The organism is Citrobacter sedlakii NBRC 105722 (assembly GCF_000759835.1).
Taxonomy (GTDB): domain Bacteria; phylum Pseudomonadota; class Gammaproteobacteria; order Enterobacterales; family Enterobacteriaceae; genus Citrobacter_A; species Citrobacter_A sedlakii.
Genome location: NZ_BBNB01000002.1, coordinates 132,193 through 150,409 on the forward strand (window position 1 = coordinate 132,193; position 18,217 = coordinate 150,409).

Below are 18,217 nucleotides of genomic sequence, written 5' to 3' on the forward strand. Positions count from 1 at the left end.
TCAGCCTCCCGTTACCGGCGGGAAAAACGCCACCTCGTCACCCGCACTTAACGGATGATCAAAGCTGACCAGCGTCTGGTTGACTGCCGCCAGCAGTTTGCCGTCTTCCAGGGCCAGCGCCCAGCGGTCGCTGTTTGTCGCCAGATGCTGGCGCAGCGCCTCAACGGTGGGAAAATCAGCCGCCACGTTCAGCGCATCGGTGCCGACCAGTTCGCGAACCTGGGCGAAGAAGAGAACCTTAATCATGAGAATCCGCCTTAAAATCACCCGATTTGCCGCCACTTTTCGCCAGCAGTCGCACCGGACCAATCACCATATCTTTCTGCACCGCTTTACACATATCGTAGATGGTCAGCGCCGCAACCGACGCGGCGGTTAACGCCTCCATCTCAACGCCGGTTTTGCCGGTCAGACGGCACAGTGACTCAATGCGCACGCGGTTGTGCTCCGGTTCAGCCAGCAGTTGCACTTCAACTTTGCTCAACAGCAACGGATGGCACAGCGGGATCAGCTCCCAGGTGCGTTTTGCCGCCTGGATGCCCGCGATGCGCGCGGTGGCGAAGACATCGCCCTTATGGTGGCTGCCGTCAATAATCATCGCCAGTGTTTCACTGCGCATGGTGACAAAGGCTTCGGCGCGCGCTTCGCGAACAGTTTCCGCTTTAGCGGAAACGTCGACCATGTGCGCTTCGCCAGCGGCGTTAATATGGGTCAGTTGCGACATACTTATTTCTTCAGATGAGGGTGGAAGTTACACGGACGGGTGCGCGCATCAAGCTGCGGAGCAATGATATTATCCCAGGCGGTACGGCAGGCTTTTGTTGAACCCGGCATGGCGAAAATCAGCGTATGGTTGGCCATACCTGCCACCGCGCGCGACTGCAGCGTCGCGGTGCCAATCTCTTCAAACGACAGCATTCGGAAGAGTTCGCCAAAGCCTTCAACTTCGCGGTCAAACAACGGCAGCAGCGCTTCCGGCGCCTGATCGCCTTCGGTAAGCCCTGTCCCGCCGGTGATCAGCACTACCTGAACGTTTTCGCTGGCGATCCACGCCGACACCTGGGCGCGGATGGCGTAGCGGTTCTCTTTGACGATGGCTTTATCCACCACCTGATGTCCCGCTTCCTGTGCCGCGTCACGCAGAAAATGACCGGAGGTATCTTCCTCCTCACCACGACGATTCGACACCGTAAGAATAGCGATACGGGTCGGGATAAATTCAGCGCTTACCTGACTCATGGAAAACTCCTTTTAGCGATCAACCGCCAATGTACGATAAGTTTTGCGTAATACCGGTGTTGTTCTGATGCAGGAAATGGGTCTGCTTTTTCTCACGCAGCGCGAGAGAAATACGTTCTTCCAGCGCATGCTGCTGCGAGTCTTCGACCAGCAGATCGCGCAGGCTGACGCCGCCGTCGCCAAACAAACACAGATGCAGTTTACCCACCGAAGAGACGCGCAGTCGGTTACAGGTGGCGCAGAAATCTTTCTCGTACGGCATGATAAGGCCGATTTCGCCCGCATAGTCGGGGTGGCAGAAAACCTGCGCCGGGCCGTCGCTGCGCTGGCGCAGCTGGTGGATCCAACCACGACGCAGCAGTTCATCGCGCAGCACCTGGCCGGAAATATGGTGTTTGCGGAAAAGCGCGCTGCCCTCGCCCGTTTCCATCAGTTCGATGAAGCGTAGCTGGATAGGACGCGTCTGGATCCAGTTCAGGAAGGTATCGAGCTGATGATGATTCACGTCACGCATCAGCACAGTATTGACTTTGACCTTTGTAAAGCCCGCCTCAAAGGCGGCGTCAATGCCCGCCATCACCTGCCGGAATTTGTCCTGTCCGGTAATGGCGTGAAACTGCCGGGCGTCCAGGCTGTCGACGCTGACATTGATGCCCGTCAACCCGGCCTCGCGCCAGGCTGCGGCATCACGCGCCAGGCGATAGCCGTTAGTAGTGACGGCTATCTGGCGAATGGCGTCGTTCTCCCGCACGGCAGCGATGATGTCAGTAAAATCGCGGCGCAGGGAAGGTTCACCGCCGGTCAGGCGCACTTTTTCGGTGCCAAGACTGGCAAACGCGCGGGTAACCCGACGAATTTCATCGACAGAAAGAAAACCGTTATTGGTGACGCCACCGGGCTTGTAGCCATCCGGCAGACAGTAGGTGCAACGAAAGTTACACACATCGGTAATCGACAAACGCAGGTAATAAAACGTGCGCGCGAAAGCATCGGTCAGTTGTGAGGCCATAGACACCTTTCCAGTACGGGAGGCGCAGTCATTTCTTCCTGCACCCTGGTGGCAACGCGTTTACGCTGTCACGGCCAAAGCGCCATATCAATGTCTTCATTGACCCAGGCGCAGAGGCTAGAGTGTTTTTTAATGATTAGCCGATACTAGCGCGTAAACGACCATTTTGCCATTTACGCCTAACGCTATATAAACTTATATATAGCGTCATGATCGTGCTATTTCGCTACAGAATAAGCGAAAATGGGCTTTTTGCATTGATATACATCATTAGGCAGTAACCGACATCTCGTACTAAAGGGGTAGCTGCGCAGAATTTATTTCTCTCTCCAGCGGGGAGTGAATTGCTGAAAACCTGCGATGTGCGCTACTGTAGCGAGATAAATCTGACTTCAGGATATTTTATGCGCAATCGTACGCTGGCTGACCTGGATCGTGTCGTCGCTCTCGGCGGAGGGCATGGATTAGGACGCGTTCTCTCATCACTTTCATCACTGGGCTCACGCCTCACCGGCATTGTCACCACCACCGATAACGGCGGCTCGACCGGACGTATCCGCCGCTCGGAAGGCGGTATCGCCTGGGGGGATATGCGCAACTGCCTTAACCAGTTGATAACCGAACCCAGCGTCGCGTCGGCTATGTTTGAGTATCGTTTTGGCGGTAATGGCGAACTTTCGGGTCATAACCTGGGAAATTTGATGTTAAAGGCGCTCGATCACCTGAGCGTACGGCCTCTGGAGGCGATCAATTTAATTCGTAACCTGCTTAAAGTCGACGCGCATTTAATCCCGATGTCGGAACTGCCGGTCGATCTGATGGCGATCGACGATCAGGGGCTTGAGGTGTATGGCGAAGTGAATATTGACCAGTTGCTCACCCCGCCGCAGGACCTGATGCTGTCACCCAACGTGCCCACCACGCGGGAAGCGGTGCAGGCAATTAACGAAGCGGATTTGATCCTGATTGGCCCTGGCAGTTTTTACACCAGCCTGATGCCGATCCTGCTGCTGGATGACCTGGCGCAGGCGCTGCGCCGCACCCAGGCGCCGATGGTCTATATCGGCAATCTGGGGCGTGAGCTGAGTCTGCCGGCAGCCAGCCTGACCCTGGTCGATAAACTGGCGATTATGGAGCAGTATGTCGGTAAACGAGTGATTGACGCCGTGGTCGTCGGTCCTAACGTTGACGTCAGCGCCATCAACGACAGAGTAGTGATTCAGGAGGAGCTGGAAGCCAGCGATATCCCCTATCGCCATGACCGCCAGCTACTGCACTGCGCGCTGGAAAAAGCGGTGCAGGCGCTGGGATAAATCTGGCATGTCTCGATCGCGACCGGCGTAGCGCTTCGCTTTTCCGGTCTGCGACGCTTTGCCTGAATACCGGATTATGACGCGGCGATAAACAGCTCGCGCAGTTGATGGAGCTGGTCGCGGATCTGCGCGGCTTCCTCGAACTCCAGATTCTGCGCGTGCTGCATCATCTGCCCCTCCAGCTCGTGGATCTTCTGCTGCAGCGCCTTCGGCGACATATCCATCCCGACGATATCCGCCTTCGCCGTGGAGCGTGACTTGCCCCTGCCCTTCGCTTTGGTCTTCGCGATGTTCTGACCCAGCGCCAGAATATCGACCACTTTTTTGTTCAGCCCCTGCGGGGTAATGCCGTGCTGTTCGTTGTACTGCTGCTGTTTCTCACGGCGGCGCTCGGTTTCGCTAATGGCCTTCGCCATCGACGGGGTGATCTTATCGCCGTACAGGATCGCTTTGCCGTTAACGTTACGCGCCGCGCGGCCAATGGTCTGAATCAGCGAACGTTCAGAGCGCAGGAACCCTTCTTTGTCCGCGTCAAGGATCGCCACCAGCGACACTTCCGGCATGTCGAGCCCCTCTCGCAACAGGTTGATGCCTACCAGCACGTCAAACTCGCCGAGGCGCAGGTCGCGAATGATCTCCATACGCTCGACGGTATCGATGTCCGAGTGCAGATAGCGCACCCGTTCACCGTGTTCCTCCAGGTATTCGGTGAGATCTTCCGCCATCCGCTTGGTTAAGGTTGTCACCAGCACGCGCTCATTGATAGACGCCCGCGCGCGGATCTCTGAAAGCAGGTCGTCCACCTGCGTCGCCACCGGACGCACCTCAATGACCGGATCCAGCAGGCCGGTCGGACGAACCACCTGATCCACCACGTCGCCGCCCGATTTCTCCAGCTCATAGTTGCCCGGCGTCGCGGAAACATAGATGGTCTGCGGGGCCAGCGCTTCAAACTCTTCGAACTTCAGCGGACGGTTATCCAGCGCGGAAGGCAAGCGGAACCCATACTCCACCAGCGTCTCTTTACGCGCTCTGTCGCCACGGTACATGCCGCCAATCTGCGGAATGGTGACGTGCGATTCATCCACCACCAGCAGGCCGTCTGCGGGCAGATAATCGAACAGCGTCGGCGGCGGCTCGCCCGGTCCGCGTCCAGAAAGATAGCGTGAATAGTTTTCGATCCCCGAACAGTAGCCAAGCTCGTTCATCATCTCAAGATCGAACTGGGTGCGCTGGCTGAGACGCTGCTCTTCCAGCAGCTTATTGTTCGCCAGCAGGATCTTGCGGCGATCGACCAGTTCGTCTTTGATCTCTTCCATCGCCTGCAAAATACGCTCGCGCGGCGTGACATAGTGGGTTTTCGGGTAGATGGTGTAGCGGGGAATGGTCGATTCCACCTGTCCGGTGAGCGGATCAAACAACGACAGCCGCTCCACCTCTTCGTCAAACAGCTCCACACGTAGCGCGATGTCGTCGGATTCCGCCGGGAAGATGTCGATCACCTCGCCGCGTACGCGGAAGGTGCCGCGCTGGAACGCCTGATCGTTACGGGTGTACTGTAGCTCGGCCAGACGACGCAGGATCGCGCGCTGGTCGATCAGCATCCCCACCGTCAGGTGCAGCATCATTTTCAGGTACAGATCCGGGTCGCCCAGACCGTAGATCGCCGACACCGAGGCCACCACCACCACGTCGCGACGCTCGAGCAAGGCTTTGGTTGCCGACAAACGCATCTGCTCAATGTGTTCGTTTACCGACGCGTCTTTCTCAATGAAGGTGTCGGAACTGGGCACATAGGCTTCAGGCTGATAGTAGTCATAGTAAGAGACGAAATATTCCACCGCGTTTTCCGGAAAGAATTCTTTCATTTCGCCGTACAGCTGCGCCGCCAGCGTTTTGTTCGGCGCGAGCACCATGGTCGGACGCTGGAGATCGGCAATGACATTGGCGATGGTGAACGTTTTCCCTGACCCCGTTACGCCAAGCAGCGTCTGATGCACCAGGCCATCCTCCAGCCCTTCTTCGAGGCGTCGTATCGCCTCTGGCTGGTCGCCTGACGGTTTAAATGCGGAATTCAGTTTGAACGGTTTACTCATGGGCAGCTACCTGAAGCAATGGGCGGGCAGGCTTGTAATTTTACTCGCAGCGCATAATTTTGCCAGTAAAATATACTGGATGAAAAAACAGTAACGACGGAGAAAATTTGTGTTACGCGCCGAAAAGACACAGCGTCAGCGGCGAGAATTTCACCGCTGACAAGATAATCTTCTGACCGGCGGGGTTATCCCCAAACCAATCACTTCGTTAACATTGTCAAGTCGTGTCATGAAAGTTTTATTGCATTCAATGACAGTTCTGCGACAGCTATTGCCTTTATATAACTTATTGAAAAATAAATAATATTAAACAAAGACGTCTTTCGCATCAATTTGGCTGGAAGCCGCGTATTCTCTCGCTTACCCTGCGTTTTCTAACTCTAATACACAAGGTTATCCACAGGAATAGTGGATAACTGCTTCCAGCCCACACGGTCTGCCGCCTGGCACTTTCCCCTCGTTGACGGATTTCAGGACAATAAAAAAAAATTATCGCTAAATTTTGATTTTTATCAGCTAACGAAACGGCCTGTCGCAGGCGACATTGCTCGCAAAATCGCCATTTACTCTCCTGTCAAAAGCGTGAGATCCAGATATTGTCCTGTTGCGACGGTTTGCGCTTCAGCGCCAAGCCAGGGGATTTCCCCGAGTAAAGGCGCGGGAATAACCCGCGCCAGCGTCGCCATATACTCGCGGTGGCGTTTACCCGGCGGCTGGACGTCATTCGCCACCCAGCCGGCTAACGTCAGCCCGGCCTGCTGAATGGCCTGCGCGGTGAGCATCGCATGGTTAATACACCCCAGCTTCACGCCGACCACTAAAATCACCGGCAGTTGTTCCGCCTGCACCCAGTCGGCAAACGTAACGTCCTCTGTCAGCGGCGTGAACCAGCCGCCCGCGCCTTCCACCAGCACCCACTCCGCGCGGGTTTCCAGCGCCCGTAGCCCGGCTGACATCACATCGGTTTGAATCGGTCTGCCCTCTCCGGCGCTGATGATGTGCGGCGAGGTCGGCTCGGCGAAGGTATAAGGATTCACTGCCGCGTAGTCCAGCGGCAGGCTGCTGCTGCGCTGGAGCGCCAGCGCATCGCTGTTGCGCAACCCTTCCGGCGTCATTTCGCTGCCGGAGGCAACCGGCTTATACCCGGCCGTGCGCAGCCCCATTTTGCCTGCCGCCTGGAGCAAAGCGCTGCTGGCGACGGTTTTCCCGACCTCGGTATCAGTACCGGTAACAAAATAGCGTTTAATCACGTTCAATAATTCCAGCAAAAAGATGGTAGGTGAGCGGATACTTTCCCTGTTGTTGAGGCCAGGCCAACTGCACTTTTTGCAGTTGCGCACGGGTGAGCACGCGCGGTTCACGTCCTTCGTGCAGATGCGTGGCCCCAATCCCCTTCAGCGAACGCATCGCGCTCAGCGCATCGTCAAACCACAGGGTCAACGTGTGCAAATGGCTTTCGCTACGCCAGCCGCGCAGGGCATCGCGCAGCGCCGCCTGCGGTAAGAACCGATTAGCATGGGTTTGGTTATCGACTGCCCGCCATGCCTGATGCAGCTCCGGCAGCGACCCTTTCGCCAGCGTTGTGAACGCCACTCTGCCGCCGGGACGCACCACCCGGTAAAGTTCGCTCAGCGCGCCGTGTAAATCGTTGCACCACTGAACGGCGAGATTACTCCAGGCGAGATCGAACGTCGCGCTCGCCAACGGCAGCGATTCGATATCTCCGGCAAGATAGTGGTGCGCCGTATTACGCCGCCGCGCCTCGTCGAGCATGGGGGAGGACAAATCCAGCGCGGTGACCTGGCTGCCCTGCTCACGCCAGTAACGGCTCAACCGGCCAGGACCACAGCCGGCGTCCAGCACCTGCCCATAGCTTTGCTGCGGCAACTGCGCCAGCAGCGCGTCCGCGCTCAACCGTTGCAGCGTGGCGTGTTGTTCATAACACGTCGCCGCACGGCCAAACGCCGCCGCGATGGCCTGTTTATTCACCTGTGTCATTTAGCACCTCCAGCAGACGGTCAATGTCTTCACGCTCGTGCGCCTGGGTGAGGGTCAGGCGCAAACGCGCCGTCCCCGCAGGCACCGTTGGCGGACGGATTGCCGTCGCCCAGCAGCCACGGCTGCGCAGGGTTTCCGCCAGATGCAGCGCCCGCGCGTTATCGCCAACGATCAGCGGCTGGATCGCGCTGTGCGATTCCCCCAGTCGGTAACGGCTACGGTCTACGCCGCGACGAAAGCGTGCGATGAGCGCCGCCAGTTTCGCCCGGCGCGCGTCGCCTTCTTCGCTGCGGATCACCGCAAGGGAGGCCCGGATCGCCTGCGCCTGAGCAGGCGGCATGCTGGTGCTGTAGATCAGGTGTCGGGCAAATTGCAGCAGATAATCCGCCACGCGGGCTGAACACAATATCGCCGCGCCGCTGACGCCAAAGCCTTTACCAAAGGTCACGACCAGCAGTTCTGGTCGCACCTGCTGCCGCCAGCAGCTGCCGCGCCCTTCTTCGCCGCAGACGCCAATGCCGTGGGCATCGTCCACCAGCAGCCAGGCGTTGCGCCGCGCTGCCGCACGCTGGATCTCCGCCAGCGGCGCGCTGTCGCCATCCATACTGAATACGCCTTCAGTGACCACCAGTTGTTGCCCCGGACAGGGGGCATCGAGCAGTCGCGTCAGATGCCGGGTATCGTTATGGGTAAAACGGCGAAGCGGCGCCGGACTAAGGCTTGCCGCCTCCAGCAACGAGGCATGGCTGAGGCGATCGGCGACAATCCGATCGTCCTTTGCCATCAACGCGGCAATGACCGCCTGATTAGCGGCAAAACCTGAGATAAACAGCAGCGCGCGCGGGTAACCCAACCAGTCCGCCAGCTCTTCTTCAACGTGTTGATGCGCAACGGTATAACCGCTGACGTGGCCGGAGCCGCCGCTGCCTACGCCGAAGCGTTCCGCCCCCTGTTGCCAGGCGTGAATAATCTGCGGATGGTGGCTTAAGCCCAGATAGTCGTTGCTGGAAAAGTTGAGAAAGCGGCGATCGCCGGTCATCAGCCAGCGGCCCGCGCCCTGCTCAACCGCGTAACGACGACGCAGGGCATCCGCTGAACGACGCGCGTTTAGCGCATCGTCGATTTTTTGCTGCCAGCTCATACCGCTGCCGCGTTGTACCAGGCGTCGGTATCCGGGGTCATCAGCGCCTGCTCCAGCCGCTGCTGCTGCTCGTTATCCCCTGCCAGCACGGCGGTTTGCTGCGGGTTCAGCCCGAGCTTACGGAACAGCTGTAAGTCTTTATCTTCTTCCGGGTTCGGCGTGGTCAACAGCTTGCAGCCGTAAAAGATAGAGTTCGCGCCCGCCATGAAGCACATTGCCTGGGTTTGTTCGTTCATCTGCTCGCGACCGGCAGAGAGACGCACGTACGAGGTGGGCATCATAATGCGCGCCACCGCGATCGTGCGGATGAAGTCAAATGCGTCCACATCGTCGTTATCGGCCAGCGGCGTCCCCTTGACCTTCACCAGCATGTTGATCGGCACGCTTTCCGGCGGAGTCGGCAGATTCGCCAGTTGCAGCAGCAAACCGGCGCGATCGTTTACCGTTTCGCCCAGCCCGACAATCCCGCCGGAGCAGACCTTGATCCCGGCATCGCGCACTTTATCCAGCGTATCCAGACGCTCCTGATAAGAACGGGTGGTGATGATATTGCCGTAGAACTCCGGCGAAGTGTCGAGGTTGTGGTTGTAGTAATCCAGCCCCGCCGCCGCCAGCCGCTGCGCCTGCGCTTCGCTCAGGGTGCCGAGGGTCATACAGGCTTCCAGCCCCATCGCCTTCACCCCCTGCACCATTTGCTCAAGATACGGCATGTCGCGCTCGTGAGGGTTCTTCCACGCCGCCCCCATACAGAAACGGGTGGACCCGGCGTTTTTCGCCTTGCGCGCCGAATCCAGCACCTGTTCGACCTCCATCAGGCGCTCTGCTTCCAGCCCGGTTTTATAGCGCGAGCTTTGTGGGCAATATTTGCAATCCTCCGGGCAGGCGCCGGTTTTAATCGACAGCAATGTACTGACCTGCACCTGGCGAGGATCAAAATGCTGACGGTGGATTTGCTGGGCTTCAAAGAGCAGATCCAGCAGCGGTTTTTCAAATAATTCGGTGACTTGCGACAGCGTCCAGCGAGAATGTTTGGTCATAATTTTCTACGTTTTGTTGTGAGAACCGTGTAGACTCGTAAACCTAAATGTTTTTAATTTGGTTTACAAGTCGATTATGACAACGGACGATCTCGCTTTCGATCGGCGCCATATCTGGCACCCTTATACCTCCATGACCTCTCCGCTACCGGTGTATCCGGTCGCGCGCGCGGAAGGTTGCGAACTGATCCTCACCAGCGGCGAACACCTCATTGACGGCATGTCGTCGTGGTGGGCGGCGATCCACGGCTACAACCATCCCGTACTCAACGCGGCGATGAAAACGCAAATTGACGCCATGTCGCACGTGATGTTTGGCGGCATTACCCATGCACCGGCCATCGACCTGTGCCGTAAACTGGTGGCGATGACGCCCGAGCCGCTGACGTGCGTTTTCCTTGCGGATTCCGGTTCCGTGGCCGTTGAAGTGGCGATGAAAATGGCGCTGCAATACTGGCAGGCAAAAGGCGAATCGCGACAGCGTTTCCTGACGTTTCGCAACGGCTACCACGGCGACACGTTCGGCGCCATGTCTGTCTGCGATCCGGACAACTCCATGCACAGCCTGTGGAAGGGCTATCTGCCGGAAAACCTGTTTGCCCCGGCGCCGCAAAGCCGGATGGGCGGCGAATGGGATGAGCGCGATATGGTGGCGTTCGCCCGCCTGATGGCCGCACACCGGCATGAGATCGCCGCAGTGATCCTCGAACCCATCGTCCAGGGCGCGGGCGGAATGCGCATGTACCATCCCCAGTGGCTGCAGCGCATCCGTAAGATGTGTGACCGGGAAGGCATTCTGCTGATCGCCGACGAGATCGCCACCGGTTTTGGCCGCACCGGCAAACTGTTTGCCTGCGAGCACGCCGGGGTATCGCCGGATATTCTCTGTCTGGGTAAAGCGCTCACCGGCGGCACAATGACCCTTTCCGCCACCCTCTCCACCCGCCAGATCGCCGACACTATCAGCAACGGCGACGCCGGGTGTTTTATGCACGGCCCGACATTTATGGCTAACCCGCTGGCCTGCGCGGCGGCAAACGCCAGCCTGACGTTGCTGGCATCCGGCGACTGGCAGCAGCAGGTGGCGGCCATTGAAGCGCAACTGCGTGCCGAACTGGCCGCGGCGGCAGATTCGCCATGGGTCGCGGACGTGCGCGTGCTCGGCGCGATCGGCGTGGTGGAAACCACTCATCCGGTCAATATGGCGGCGCTGCAAAAATTCTTTGTCCAGCGGGGCGTCTGGGTGCGTCCGTTCGGCAAACTCATCTACCTGATGCCGCCGTACATTATCCAGCCGGAGCAACTGCGTTGTCTGACGCAGGCGGTTAACGAAGCTGTGCGCGAAGAAACATTTTTTCGCGTTTAATTGGCGGTAAACTAAAACGTTTCTGGCTAAACTTTTTGGTTAAGGGAGGAATCAGCATGAAACTCATCAGTAACGATTTCCGCGACGGCGATAAGCTTCCGCTGCGTCACGTTTTTAACGGCATGGGTTACGACGGCGATAATATTTCGCCGCATCTGGCCTGGGATGACGTTCCGACAGGAACGAAAAGTTTTGTCGTAACCTGTTTCGACCCCGATGCGCCCACCGGCTCCGGCTGGTGGCACTGGGGCATAGCGAATTTACCCGCCGACACCCGCGTTTTGACCCAGGGTTTCGGCTCCGGTCTGGTGGCGCTACCGGACGGCGTGGTGCAAACCCGCACTGATTTCGGTAAAGCGGGCTACGGCGGCGCCGCGCCGCCGAAAGGCGAAACGCACCGCTATATCTTTACAGTTCATGCGCTGGACGTGGATCGTATCGAGGTCGATGAAGAGGCCAGCGGCGCGATGGTCGGCTTTAACGTCCATTTCCACGCGCTCGCCAGCGCGTCGATCACCGCCATGTTCAGTTAACCTGATAACGGATGGCGACGCTAACGTGCCGCCATCCGGTACTCCTTACAGAAAGTCCGGCACTAAACGCAGCAGCGCTCCCTGCGCCAGCAGTTCGGTCGCGCATTCTATGTCCGGGGCAAAGAAACGGTCGTCGGTATAGTGGGCAACCTGCTCGCGTAACGTTGCGCGCGCCTGCTCAAGAAGCGGACTGGATGTCAGTCCGTCGCGCAGATCGATCCCCTGACAGGCCGCCAGCCACTCGACCGCCAACACGCCGCGGGTATTGGCCGCCATCTCCCACAGCCTGCGCCCTGCCGCCGGCGCCATCGACACATGATCTTCCTGATTCGCTGAGGTTGGCAGACTGTCAACGCTGTGCGGATGCGCCAGCGCCTTGTTCTCGCTGGCCAGCGCCGCCGCCGTCACCTGGGCAATCATAAAGCCGGAGTTCACGCCGCCATTTTTTACCAGGAACGGCGGCAGTTGCGACATGTGTTTATCCATCATCAACGCAATTCGACGCTCAGCGAGCGCGCCGATTTCGGCAATCGCCAGCGCCAGGTTGTCTGCCGCCATCGCCACCGGTTCGGCGTGAAAATTACCGCCGGAGATGACATCCCCCTGCTGCGCAAAAACCAGCGGGTTATCGGACACCGCGTTGGCTTCGATCAGCAAAACCTCTCTCACCTGGCGCATCTGGGTCAGACACGCGCCCATCACCTGCGGCTGACAACGCAGTGAATACGGATCCTGCACTTTGTCGCAGTTATGGTGCGACTGCGACAGCGCGCTGGTTTCCGTTAGCACATGACGGTACAGCGCCGCCGCGTCAATTTGTCCAGGCTGCCCCCGTGCGGCATGGATCCGCGCGTCAAACGGACGGCGCGATCCCAGCACCGCTTCAGTGGTTAATGCGCCGCAAACCACGGCGGAGGCAAACAGTTCCTGGGCTTCAAACAGGCCGCGCAGCGCGAACGCCGTTGACGCCTGAGTGCCATTGAGCAGCGCTAATCCCTCTTTCGCCGCCAGGGTCAGCGGCGCCAGCCCGGCTTTTTTCAGCGCCTCTTTGGCCGGTAGCCATTCACCCTGAACGCGCGCTTTTCCCTCGCCGAGCAGAGTAAGCGACAGGTGCGCCAGCGGCGCTAAATCCCCCGATGCGCCCACCGAGCCTTTCGCCGGGATCAGCGGATAGACCTCGGCGTTTACCAGCGCGATCAGCGCCTCGATCACGCACAGACGGATACCGGAAAACCCGCGCGCCAGGCTGTTGATCTTCAGCACCATGATCAGGCGCACCATCGCATCATCCAGCGCTTCGCCAACCCCTGCGGCATGTGACAGCACCAGCGCGCGCTGAAGATTTTGCAGATCGTGATCGGCGATCCGCGTCTGGGCCAGCAGGCCAAAGCCGGTATTAATGCCGTAGGCCGTGCGCCCCTCCGCCACAATCGTGTTCACGCAGGCGACGCTGGCATGAATGCCGTCGATGGCGCTGGCATCAAGCGTCAGCCTGACCGGCTGCCGCCAGACATCACAAAGCTGTGAAAAAGTGAGCTGCCCCGGCGTTAAGGTCAAGGTGTTCATATCAGCGTTTCTCCTGGGTTGCCGCAACCATCGGCAGATTAAGCTGGTGTTCAGCGGCGCACTCAATGGCGATCTCATAACCCGCGTCGGCATGGCGCATCACGCCGGTCGCCGGATCGTTGTGCAGCACGCGGGCGATTCGCTCCGCGGCGTCATCGCTGCCGTCGCACACAATCACCATCCCGGCATGCTGCGAGAAGCCCATGCCGACGCCGCCGCCGTGATGCAGCGACACCCAGGTCGCGCCACTGGCGGTATTGAGTAACGCGTTAAGCAGCGGCCAGTCGGACACCGCGTCGGAGCCGTCGCGCATCGCTTCCGTTTCACGGTTCGGACTGGCAACGGAGCCGGAGTCCAGGTGGTCGCGACCAATGACAATCGGCGCGGAAAGTTCGCCGCGACGCACCATGTCGTTAAACGCCAGTCCGATCTTTTGACGTAACGACAGCCCGACCCAACAGATGCGCGCCGGAAGCCCCTGAAAGCGGATCCGCTCGCGGGCCATGTCCAGCCAGCGATGCAGGTGCGCATCGTCCGCGACGATCTCTTTCACTTTGGCGTCGGTTTTATAAATATCCTCAGGATCGCCGGAGAGCGCCACCCAACGGAACGGGCCGATGCCGCGGCAGAACAGCGGACGAATATAGGCGGGTACAAAACCGGGGAAATCAAAGGCGTTGTCCACGCCCATCTCTTTCGCCATCTGACGAATATTGTTACCGTAATCAAACGTGGGCACCCCCATCCTGTGAAATGCCAGCATGGCCTGCACGTGCTTCGCCATAGAGCGCTTTGCGGCTTCGACGGTTCCCTGCGGATCGGAAACCGCCTTCTGCTGGTATGTCTGCCAGTCCCAGCCGGAAGGCAGATAGCCGTGCAGCGGATCGTGGGCGCTGGTCTGGTCAGTCACCAGATCCGGACGCACGCCGCGTTTTACCAGCTCGGGCAGCACGTCCGCGGCGTTAGCGCACAGGGCGACAGACACCGCGCGGCCTTCACGGGTGTAGTTTTCGATGCGCGCCAGCGCGTCGTCCAGCGAGGTCGCCTGCTCATCAACATAGCGGGTGCGCAGGCGAAAATCGATACGACTCTGCTGGCATTCAATGTTCAGGGAACAGGCCCCCGCCAGCGTCGCCGCTAACGGCTGCGCGCCGCCCATGCCGCCGAGTCCCGCCGTCAGCACCCAGCGTCCGCGCAACTCGCCGTGATAATGTTGACGCCCCGCTTCGACAAACGTTTCATACGTGCCCTGCACAATTCCCTGACTGCCTATGTAGATCCAGCTCCCGGCGGTCATCTGGCCGTACATCGCCAGCCCTTTCGCATCCAGTTCGTTAAAATGTTCCCAGGTGGCCCAGTGAGGAACCAGATTGGAATTGGCGATCAGCACGCGCGGCGCGTTGCGGTGGGTCTTAAATACGCCGACCGGCTTACCGGACTGCACCAGCAGGGTTTCATCGTCCTCCAGCGCAGTCAGCGCCTTAACAATGGCGTCAAAACAGTCCCAGTTGCGGGCCGCCCGACCAATGCCGCCGTAAACCACCAGCGCATAGGGATTTTCGGCAACATCCGGATCCAGGTTGTTCATTAACATACGCAGCGGCGCTTCGCTTAACCAACTTTTGGCCGTTAAGATGGTTCCCCGCGGCGCGCGGATCGTCTGCTGACGGTATTTGCTATATGACATAACACTGCCTCTCCTGAAGGGCCGGACCTGACGATACCGACGTAGGGAATGATTCAGCTATGGCATAAACATATACTTGTCTATACAAGACATAACAAGGCTGAATTTAACAGAAAAGATACATTTTTATCATATTGCGTCAGCAATCACGCTTTCCAGGACGCAGGATCAGGAAGAGAAATGGCCCTGCAAGCGGTAACGGGAACCGGGGAAAAGCAGCCGCGCGTGGGAGACGATTTGCGTGGCGGACCAGGTGGTACGGCGGATCAGCAGGCAGGGTTCGGTTTCGTTGATGGTTAATAACGCAGACTCTTCGGCGCTGGCACGTACCGCTTCCACAATGTGCTCCCCTTCCGTGAGCGGGGCGATCAACGACAGATAAGCGTGCGGCGTGGTCTGGCTGTAATCCTGCGCCAGATAGTCGGGCACCACCTGTGCATTGACGATGCGATCTTCAATTTGTACCGGCAATTCATTTTCGAAGTGCACCATCACGGAATGAAAAATATCGCTGCCTTCGTTGATCTTCAGCGCGGCCGCCTGTAGGGCATTCGCGGGGCTTCTTTCCAGCACCCGCACGTCGCAACGGTGCTGATGCGAGCGGGCAGTGATTTCATCCGCGATACTGCGAATCTCGAACAGCGCCGACTGGCCTTTTGGCTCGGCGACAAAGGTTCCAACCCCTTGTAACCGCACCAACAGTCCTTCGTCGGTCAGCTCGCGCAGTGCGCGGTTAATGGTCATCCGGCTGTAGCCGTATTGCGTCACCAGCGCCGCTTCAGACGGAATGCGATCGTGCGGCTGCCAGATGCCGCTGGCGATCTTCTCGCTGATCGCCCGTTTTACCGTTTCATAATACGGCGCGGGTGTCGCGCGGGGTCGAAGGACATTCATGCGTACATTTACCTTTTCATCAAACCAGGGTTGACGGAAGCCGTCGCTAATGGCTTATTGCCACCAGTAAACGATCTGCCAGCCAAGCCGCGCCGCAACGCGCGCCGCGCTGCCATCATTATCAAAGCGCGGATTAAATTCAACCATATCCACCGCCTGAAGCTTGCCGCTGCGACAAATCGGCTCAATCAGCCGCAGCAGGGTCGACAGCGGTACTCCCAGCGCGGCGGGTGCTGAAACCGCAGGCATCGCCGCGCCGGGAAGCACGTCGAGATCGACGGTGAGATAAATTTTATCGACCCGTCCGATAAACGCCGCAAGCGTCGCCTGCGCGTCATCGCAATAGAGATCTTCAACTACCGTCACCCGGCGGGTTTGCGCCTCATCCCACAGCGCCTGGGTATTTGCCGCCCGGCTGACGCCAAAGCAGGCATAGTGAAACCCACGCTGCTGCTGGTCGCACAGTTGCGCCAGTTGGCGAAACGGCGTACCAGAACTGGGGCGTCCGGCGAAACGCAGATCCAGGTGAGCGTCAAGATTGATAATTCCGATGCGTTCAGCCGCAAAAGCATCATAAACACCCGCGCCATGCCCGAACGCCGTCTCATGCCCCCCACCGAGTACAAAGGTGCGCACACCCGCCTGCTGGCAGCGATGTACCGCATCCCTTAACGCCTGTTGCGCCCCTTCCAGATCCGCGCCTGGCGCCAGAATATTGCCCATATCCACCAGTCGCTCATGTCCGGCGTGGCAGGCGAGATTCGCCAGCGCTTTACGCAGCGCGTCCGGGGCGCCAGCGGCGCCGGGGCGTCCGTGGTTACGCTTAACGCCTTCATCACAGGCAAAGCCCAGCAGCGCAATCCGGTCACAATAATGCCCGGGCGAAAACGTCCGGCTTATTTCGATGGTCTGACACAGACGCAGCGCATTCGCCGCCTCCGCGCGATCATCACGTCCCTGCCACAGCGCAGGGGAAACGGGTTGCCATTGCGTCATACGATATCCCCCCGAAAGACGCGTTGATACAGCGGGTTACGCCCCGGTTCGTACACGATCTCTACCGGATGTTCCGCGTCCCAGATCGCGAAATCCGCCCTATAGCCGGCCGTAAGCTGACCGTGCGTCGACTGGCGACCCAGCGCGCGCGCGGCGTGACGCGTGACCCCCGCCCAGGCTTCTTCCGGCGTCAGGCCAAACTGCACGCAGGCCATATTCATCGCCAGGTGCAGGCTGATAAACGGGCTGGTGCCGGGATTATAGTCGCTCGCCACCGCCATCGGCACGCCGTAGCGGCGAAGCAGTCCAACGGGAGGTGTCTGTTTCTCTTTCAGGAAATAAAACGCCCCCGGCAGCAGCACGCCGACAGTGCCGCTGCGGTGCATCGCCGCCACGCCCGCCTCGTCCAGATACTCAATATGATCGGCAGACAGTCCGCGATAGCGGCTGACCAACTGCGCGCCGCCGAGCAGAGACAACTGCTCCACGTGCCCTTTTACCGGTATACCCAGCGCCTGCGCCGCGCGAAGCACCCGTTCGCTTTGCGCAAGCGTAAAGCCAACGCTTTCGCAGAACAGATCGACCGCTTCAAACAGCCCTTTTTGCCATAGCTGCGGCAAAATGACGTCGCAGACAAGGTCGATATAGCCGTCAGGATCGTCGCGAAATTCCTGCGGGGTGGCGTGCGCCGCCAGCAGCGTAGGGCTGATCTCCATCATTCCGTCGGCCGCCAGCCGGGCAGCCACGCGCAGCATCTTTTCTTCGCTGGCGATATCCAGTCCGTAGCCGGATTTTATTTCCAGTAGCGTTACCCCTTCACGGGCTAAACGCTGCATTCTGTCTCTGGCGACGCGGTAAAGCACATCTTCTGTCGCCGTCCGGGTCGCTGACACCGTGGCGTTAATGCCGCCGCCCTGAGCGCCGATCTGCTGATACGAGACGCCGTTCAACCGCTGCTCCCATTCACTGGCGCGGTTGCCGCCAAAAATCAGATGCGTGTGGCAGTCAATCAGACCGGGGGTAACCAGTCGGCCCTCAAGGTTGGCGGTATTAGCATGGCGGGTCGGCAGTTCGGCTTCAGGAATAACAGACAGGATTTTTTCGCCGCGAATAATCAGCGCATGATGTTCAAGTATCCCATACGGGGCGTCGATGTGCGGATCCAGCGTAGCGAGGCGGAGATTTCGCCAGACCTTATCCCCGGGTAACAGTTGCGACATGCTTTCTCCACTTGTCTTAGGTTGTATAGACATTTATTTGAGATCGCCGCGAGGAAGTCAATCTTCCGGATTAAAAATGTTACTTAATTGTGACTTCAAAACGCGAAGAATCCGCTAATGCT

At 58.9% G+C, this 18,217-nt stretch carries 17 protein-coding genes and 1 riboswitch; of the genes, 3 read left to right on the forward strand and 14 right to left on the reverse strand.

Annotated elements, in window-relative coordinates:
• The 4 genes from moaD to moaA all read right to left on the reverse strand — a co-directional run bounded on the left by moaD (position 1) and on the right by moaA (position 2,248).
• Positions 1-246 carry a molybdopterin synthase sulfur carrier subunit gene (moaD, locus tag CSE01S_RS04980; RefSeq protein WP_042285128.1) on the reverse strand — a complete coding sequence of 82 codons (246 nt, stop codon included), beginning with the start codon at positions 244-246 and terminating at the stop codon, positions 1-3.
• Positions 239-724: a cyclic pyranopterin monophosphate synthase MoaC gene (gene moaC / locus CSE01S_RS04985; RefSeq protein ID WP_042285132.1), complete on the reverse strand. Its 486-nt coding sequence runs from the start codon at positions 722-724 to the stop codon at positions 239-241. The genes moaD and moaC overlap by 8 nt, the downstream gene beginning before the upstream one ends.
• Positions 725-726: 2 nt before the next feature.
• Positions 727-1,239, reverse strand: coding sequence for a molybdenum cofactor biosynthesis protein B (gene moaB, locus CSE01S_RS04990; RefSeq protein WP_042285136.1), 513 nt, complete (start codon positions 1,237-1,239; stop codon positions 727-729).
• A 19-nt stretch (positions 1,240-1,258) separates the two neighbouring features.
• Positions 1,259-2,248, reverse strand: coding sequence for a GTP 3',8-cyclase MoaA (gene moaA, locus CSE01S_RS04995; protein WP_042285138.1), 990 nt, complete (start codon positions 2,246-2,248; stop codon positions 1,259-1,261).
• A riboswitch (molybdenum cofactor riboswitch) is annotated at positions 2,236-2,385 on the reverse strand. (Overlaps the previous gene by 13 nt.)
• A 267-nt stretch (positions 2,386-2,652) precedes the next feature.
• Between moaA and yvcK the strand changes: the two genes are divergently transcribed.
• On the forward strand, positions 2,653-3,561 hold the full coding sequence (gene yvcK / locus CSE01S_RS05000) for a uridine diphosphate-N-acetylglucosamine-binding protein YvcK (protein WP_042285141.1): 909 nt from the start codon (positions 2,653-2,655) through the stop codon (positions 3,559-3,561).
• 74 nt (positions 3,562-3,635) lie between these two features.
• On the opposite strand, the gene uvrB is transcribed toward yvcK, so the two are convergent.
• The 5 genes from uvrB to bioB all read right to left on the reverse strand — a co-directional run bounded on the left by uvrB (position 3,636) and on the right by bioB (position 9,833).
• A complete protein-coding gene (gene uvrB / locus CSE01S_RS05005) occupies positions 3,636-5,657 on the reverse strand; it encodes an excinuclease ABC subunit UvrB (protein ID WP_042285143.1) in 2,022 nt (673 codons plus the stop codon).
• A 563-nt stretch (positions 5,658-6,220) separates the two neighbouring features.
• On the reverse strand, positions 6,221-6,907 hold the full coding sequence (gene bioD / locus CSE01S_RS05010; RefSeq protein WP_042285145.1) for a dethiobiotin synthase: 687 nt from the start codon (positions 6,905-6,907) through the stop codon (positions 6,221-6,223).
• On the reverse strand, positions 6,900-7,655 hold the full coding sequence (bioC, locus tag CSE01S_RS05015) for a malonyl-ACP O-methyltransferase BioC (protein WP_042285148.1): 756 nt from the start codon (positions 7,653-7,655) through the stop codon (positions 6,900-6,902). The genes bioD and bioC overlap by 8 nt, the downstream gene beginning before the upstream one ends.
• Complete coding sequence (gene bioF, locus CSE01S_RS05020) at positions 7,639-8,796, reverse strand: 8-amino-7-oxononanoate synthase (RefSeq protein ID WP_042285151.1); 1,158 nt, start codon at positions 8,794-8,796, stop codon at positions 7,639-7,641. The genes bioC and bioF overlap by 17 nt, the downstream gene beginning before the upstream one ends.
• The gene (gene bioB, locus CSE01S_RS05025; protein WP_042285153.1) at positions 8,793-9,833 is read right to left on the reverse strand and encodes a biotin synthase BioB; all 1,041 of its coding nucleotides are present in this window, start codon (positions 9,831-9,833) and stop codon (positions 8,793-8,795) included. Before bioB ends, bioF begins: the two co-directional genes overlap by 4 nt.
• A 76-nt stretch (positions 9,834-9,909) precedes the next feature.
• Between bioB and bioA the strand changes: the two genes are divergently transcribed.
• Positions 9,910-11,199 carry an adenosylmethionine--8-amino-7-oxononanoate transaminase gene (bioA, locus tag CSE01S_RS05030; protein WP_042285156.1) on the forward strand — a complete coding sequence of 430 codons (1,290 nt, stop codon included), beginning with the start codon at positions 9,910-9,912 and terminating at the stop codon, positions 11,197-11,199.
• A gap of 56 nt (positions 11,200-11,255) precedes the next feature.
• Positions 11,256-11,732, forward strand: a complete 477-nt coding sequence (locus CSE01S_RS05035; RefSeq protein WP_042285160.1) for a kinase inhibitor — start codon at positions 11,256-11,258, stop codon at positions 11,730-11,732.
• Between the two features lie 45 nt (positions 11,733-11,777).
• Here CSE01S_RS05035 and hutH read toward each other — a convergent pair whose 3' ends face one another.
• The 5 genes from hutH to hutI all read right to left on the reverse strand — a co-directional run bounded on the left by hutH (position 11,778) and on the right by hutI (position 18,095).
• Complete coding sequence (hutH, locus tag CSE01S_RS05040) at positions 11,778-13,298, reverse strand: histidine ammonia-lyase (protein ID WP_042285163.1); 1,521 nt, start codon at positions 13,296-13,298, stop codon at positions 11,778-11,780.
• A gap of 1 nt (position 13,299) precedes the next feature.
• A complete protein-coding gene (gene hutU / locus CSE01S_RS05045; protein ID WP_042285166.1) occupies positions 13,300-14,985 on the reverse strand; it encodes a urocanate hydratase in 1,686 nt (561 codons plus the stop codon).
• A 168-nt stretch (positions 14,986-15,153) separates the two neighbouring features.
• Positions 15,154-15,879, reverse strand: coding sequence for a histidine utilization repressor (locus CSE01S_RS05050; protein ID WP_042285169.1), 726 nt, complete (start codon positions 15,877-15,879; stop codon positions 15,154-15,156).
• 54 nt (positions 15,880-15,933) lie between these two features.
• Positions 15,934-16,875, reverse strand: a complete 942-nt coding sequence (hutG, locus tag CSE01S_RS05055) for a formimidoylglutamase (protein WP_042285172.1) — start codon at positions 16,873-16,875, stop codon at positions 15,934-15,936.
• Positions 16,872-18,095 (reverse strand): imidazolonepropionase, encoded by a 1,224-nt coding sequence (hutI, locus tag CSE01S_RS05060; protein WP_042285175.1) that lies wholly within the window; start codon positions 18,093-18,095, stop codon positions 16,872-16,874. The genes hutG and hutI overlap by 4 nt, the downstream gene beginning before the upstream one ends.
• Positions 18,096-18,217: the final 122 nt, after the last annotated feature.

Excerpts from the sequence above, each read along its gene's own strand:
- CSE01S_RS05050 (WP_042285169.1), bottom strand. The coding sequence starts at position 15,879 with ATGAATGTCCTTCGACCCCGCGCGACACCCGCGCCGTATTATGAAACG.
- CSE01S_RS05035 (WP_042285160.1), top strand. The coding sequence starts at position 11,256 with ATGAAACTCATCAGTAACGATTTCCGCGACGGCGATAAGCTTCCGCTG.
- hutU (WP_042285166.1), bottom strand. The coding sequence starts at position 14,985 with ATGTCATATAGCAAATACCGTCAGCAGACGATCCGCGCGCCGCGGGGA.
- yvcK (WP_042285141.1), top strand. The coding sequence starts at position 2,653 with ATGCGCAATCGTACGCTGGCTGACCTGGATCGTGTCGTCGCTCTCGGC.
- moaA (WP_042285138.1), bottom strand. The coding sequence starts at position 2,248 with ATGGCCTCACAACTGACCGATGCTTTCGCGCGCACGTTTTATTACCTG.
- uvrB (WP_042285143.1), bottom strand. The coding sequence starts at position 5,657 with ATGAGTAAACCGTTCAAACTGAATTCCGCATTTAAACCGTCAGGCGAC.
- moaB (WP_042285136.1), bottom strand. The coding sequence starts at position 1,239 with ATGAGTCAGGTAAGCGCTGAATTTATCCCGACCCGTATCGCTATTCTT.
- moaC (WP_042285132.1), bottom strand. The coding sequence starts at position 724 with ATGTCGCAACTGACCCATATTAACGCCGCTGGCGAAGCGCACATGGTC.
- hutG (WP_042285172.1), bottom strand. The coding sequence starts at position 16,875 with ATGACGCAATGGCAACCCGTTTCCCCTGCGCTGTGGCAGGGACGTGAT.
- bioF (WP_042285151.1), bottom strand. The coding sequence starts at position 8,796 with ATGAGCTGGCAGCAAAAAATCGACGATGCGCTAAACGCGCGTCGTTCA.
- moaD (WP_042285128.1), bottom strand. The coding sequence starts at position 246 with ATGATTAAGGTTCTCTTCTTCGCCCAGGTTCGCGAACTGGTCGGCACC.
- bioA (WP_042285156.1), top strand. The coding sequence starts at position 9,910 with ATGACAACGGACGATCTCGCTTTCGATCGGCGCCATATCTGGCACCCT.
- hutI (WP_042285175.1), bottom strand. The coding sequence starts at position 18,095 with ATGTCGCAACTGTTACCCGGGGATAAGGTCTGGCGAAATCTCCGCCTC.
- hutH (WP_042285163.1), bottom strand. The coding sequence starts at position 13,298 with ATGAACACCTTGACCTTAACGCCGGGGCAGCTCACTTTTTCACAGCTT.
- bioC (WP_042285148.1), bottom strand. The coding sequence starts at position 7,655 with ATGACACAGGTGAATAAACAGGCCATCGCGGCGGCGTTTGGCCGTGCG.
- bioB (WP_042285153.1), bottom strand. The coding sequence starts at position 9,833 with ATGACCAAACATTCTCGCTGGACGCTGTCGCAAGTCACCGAATTATTT.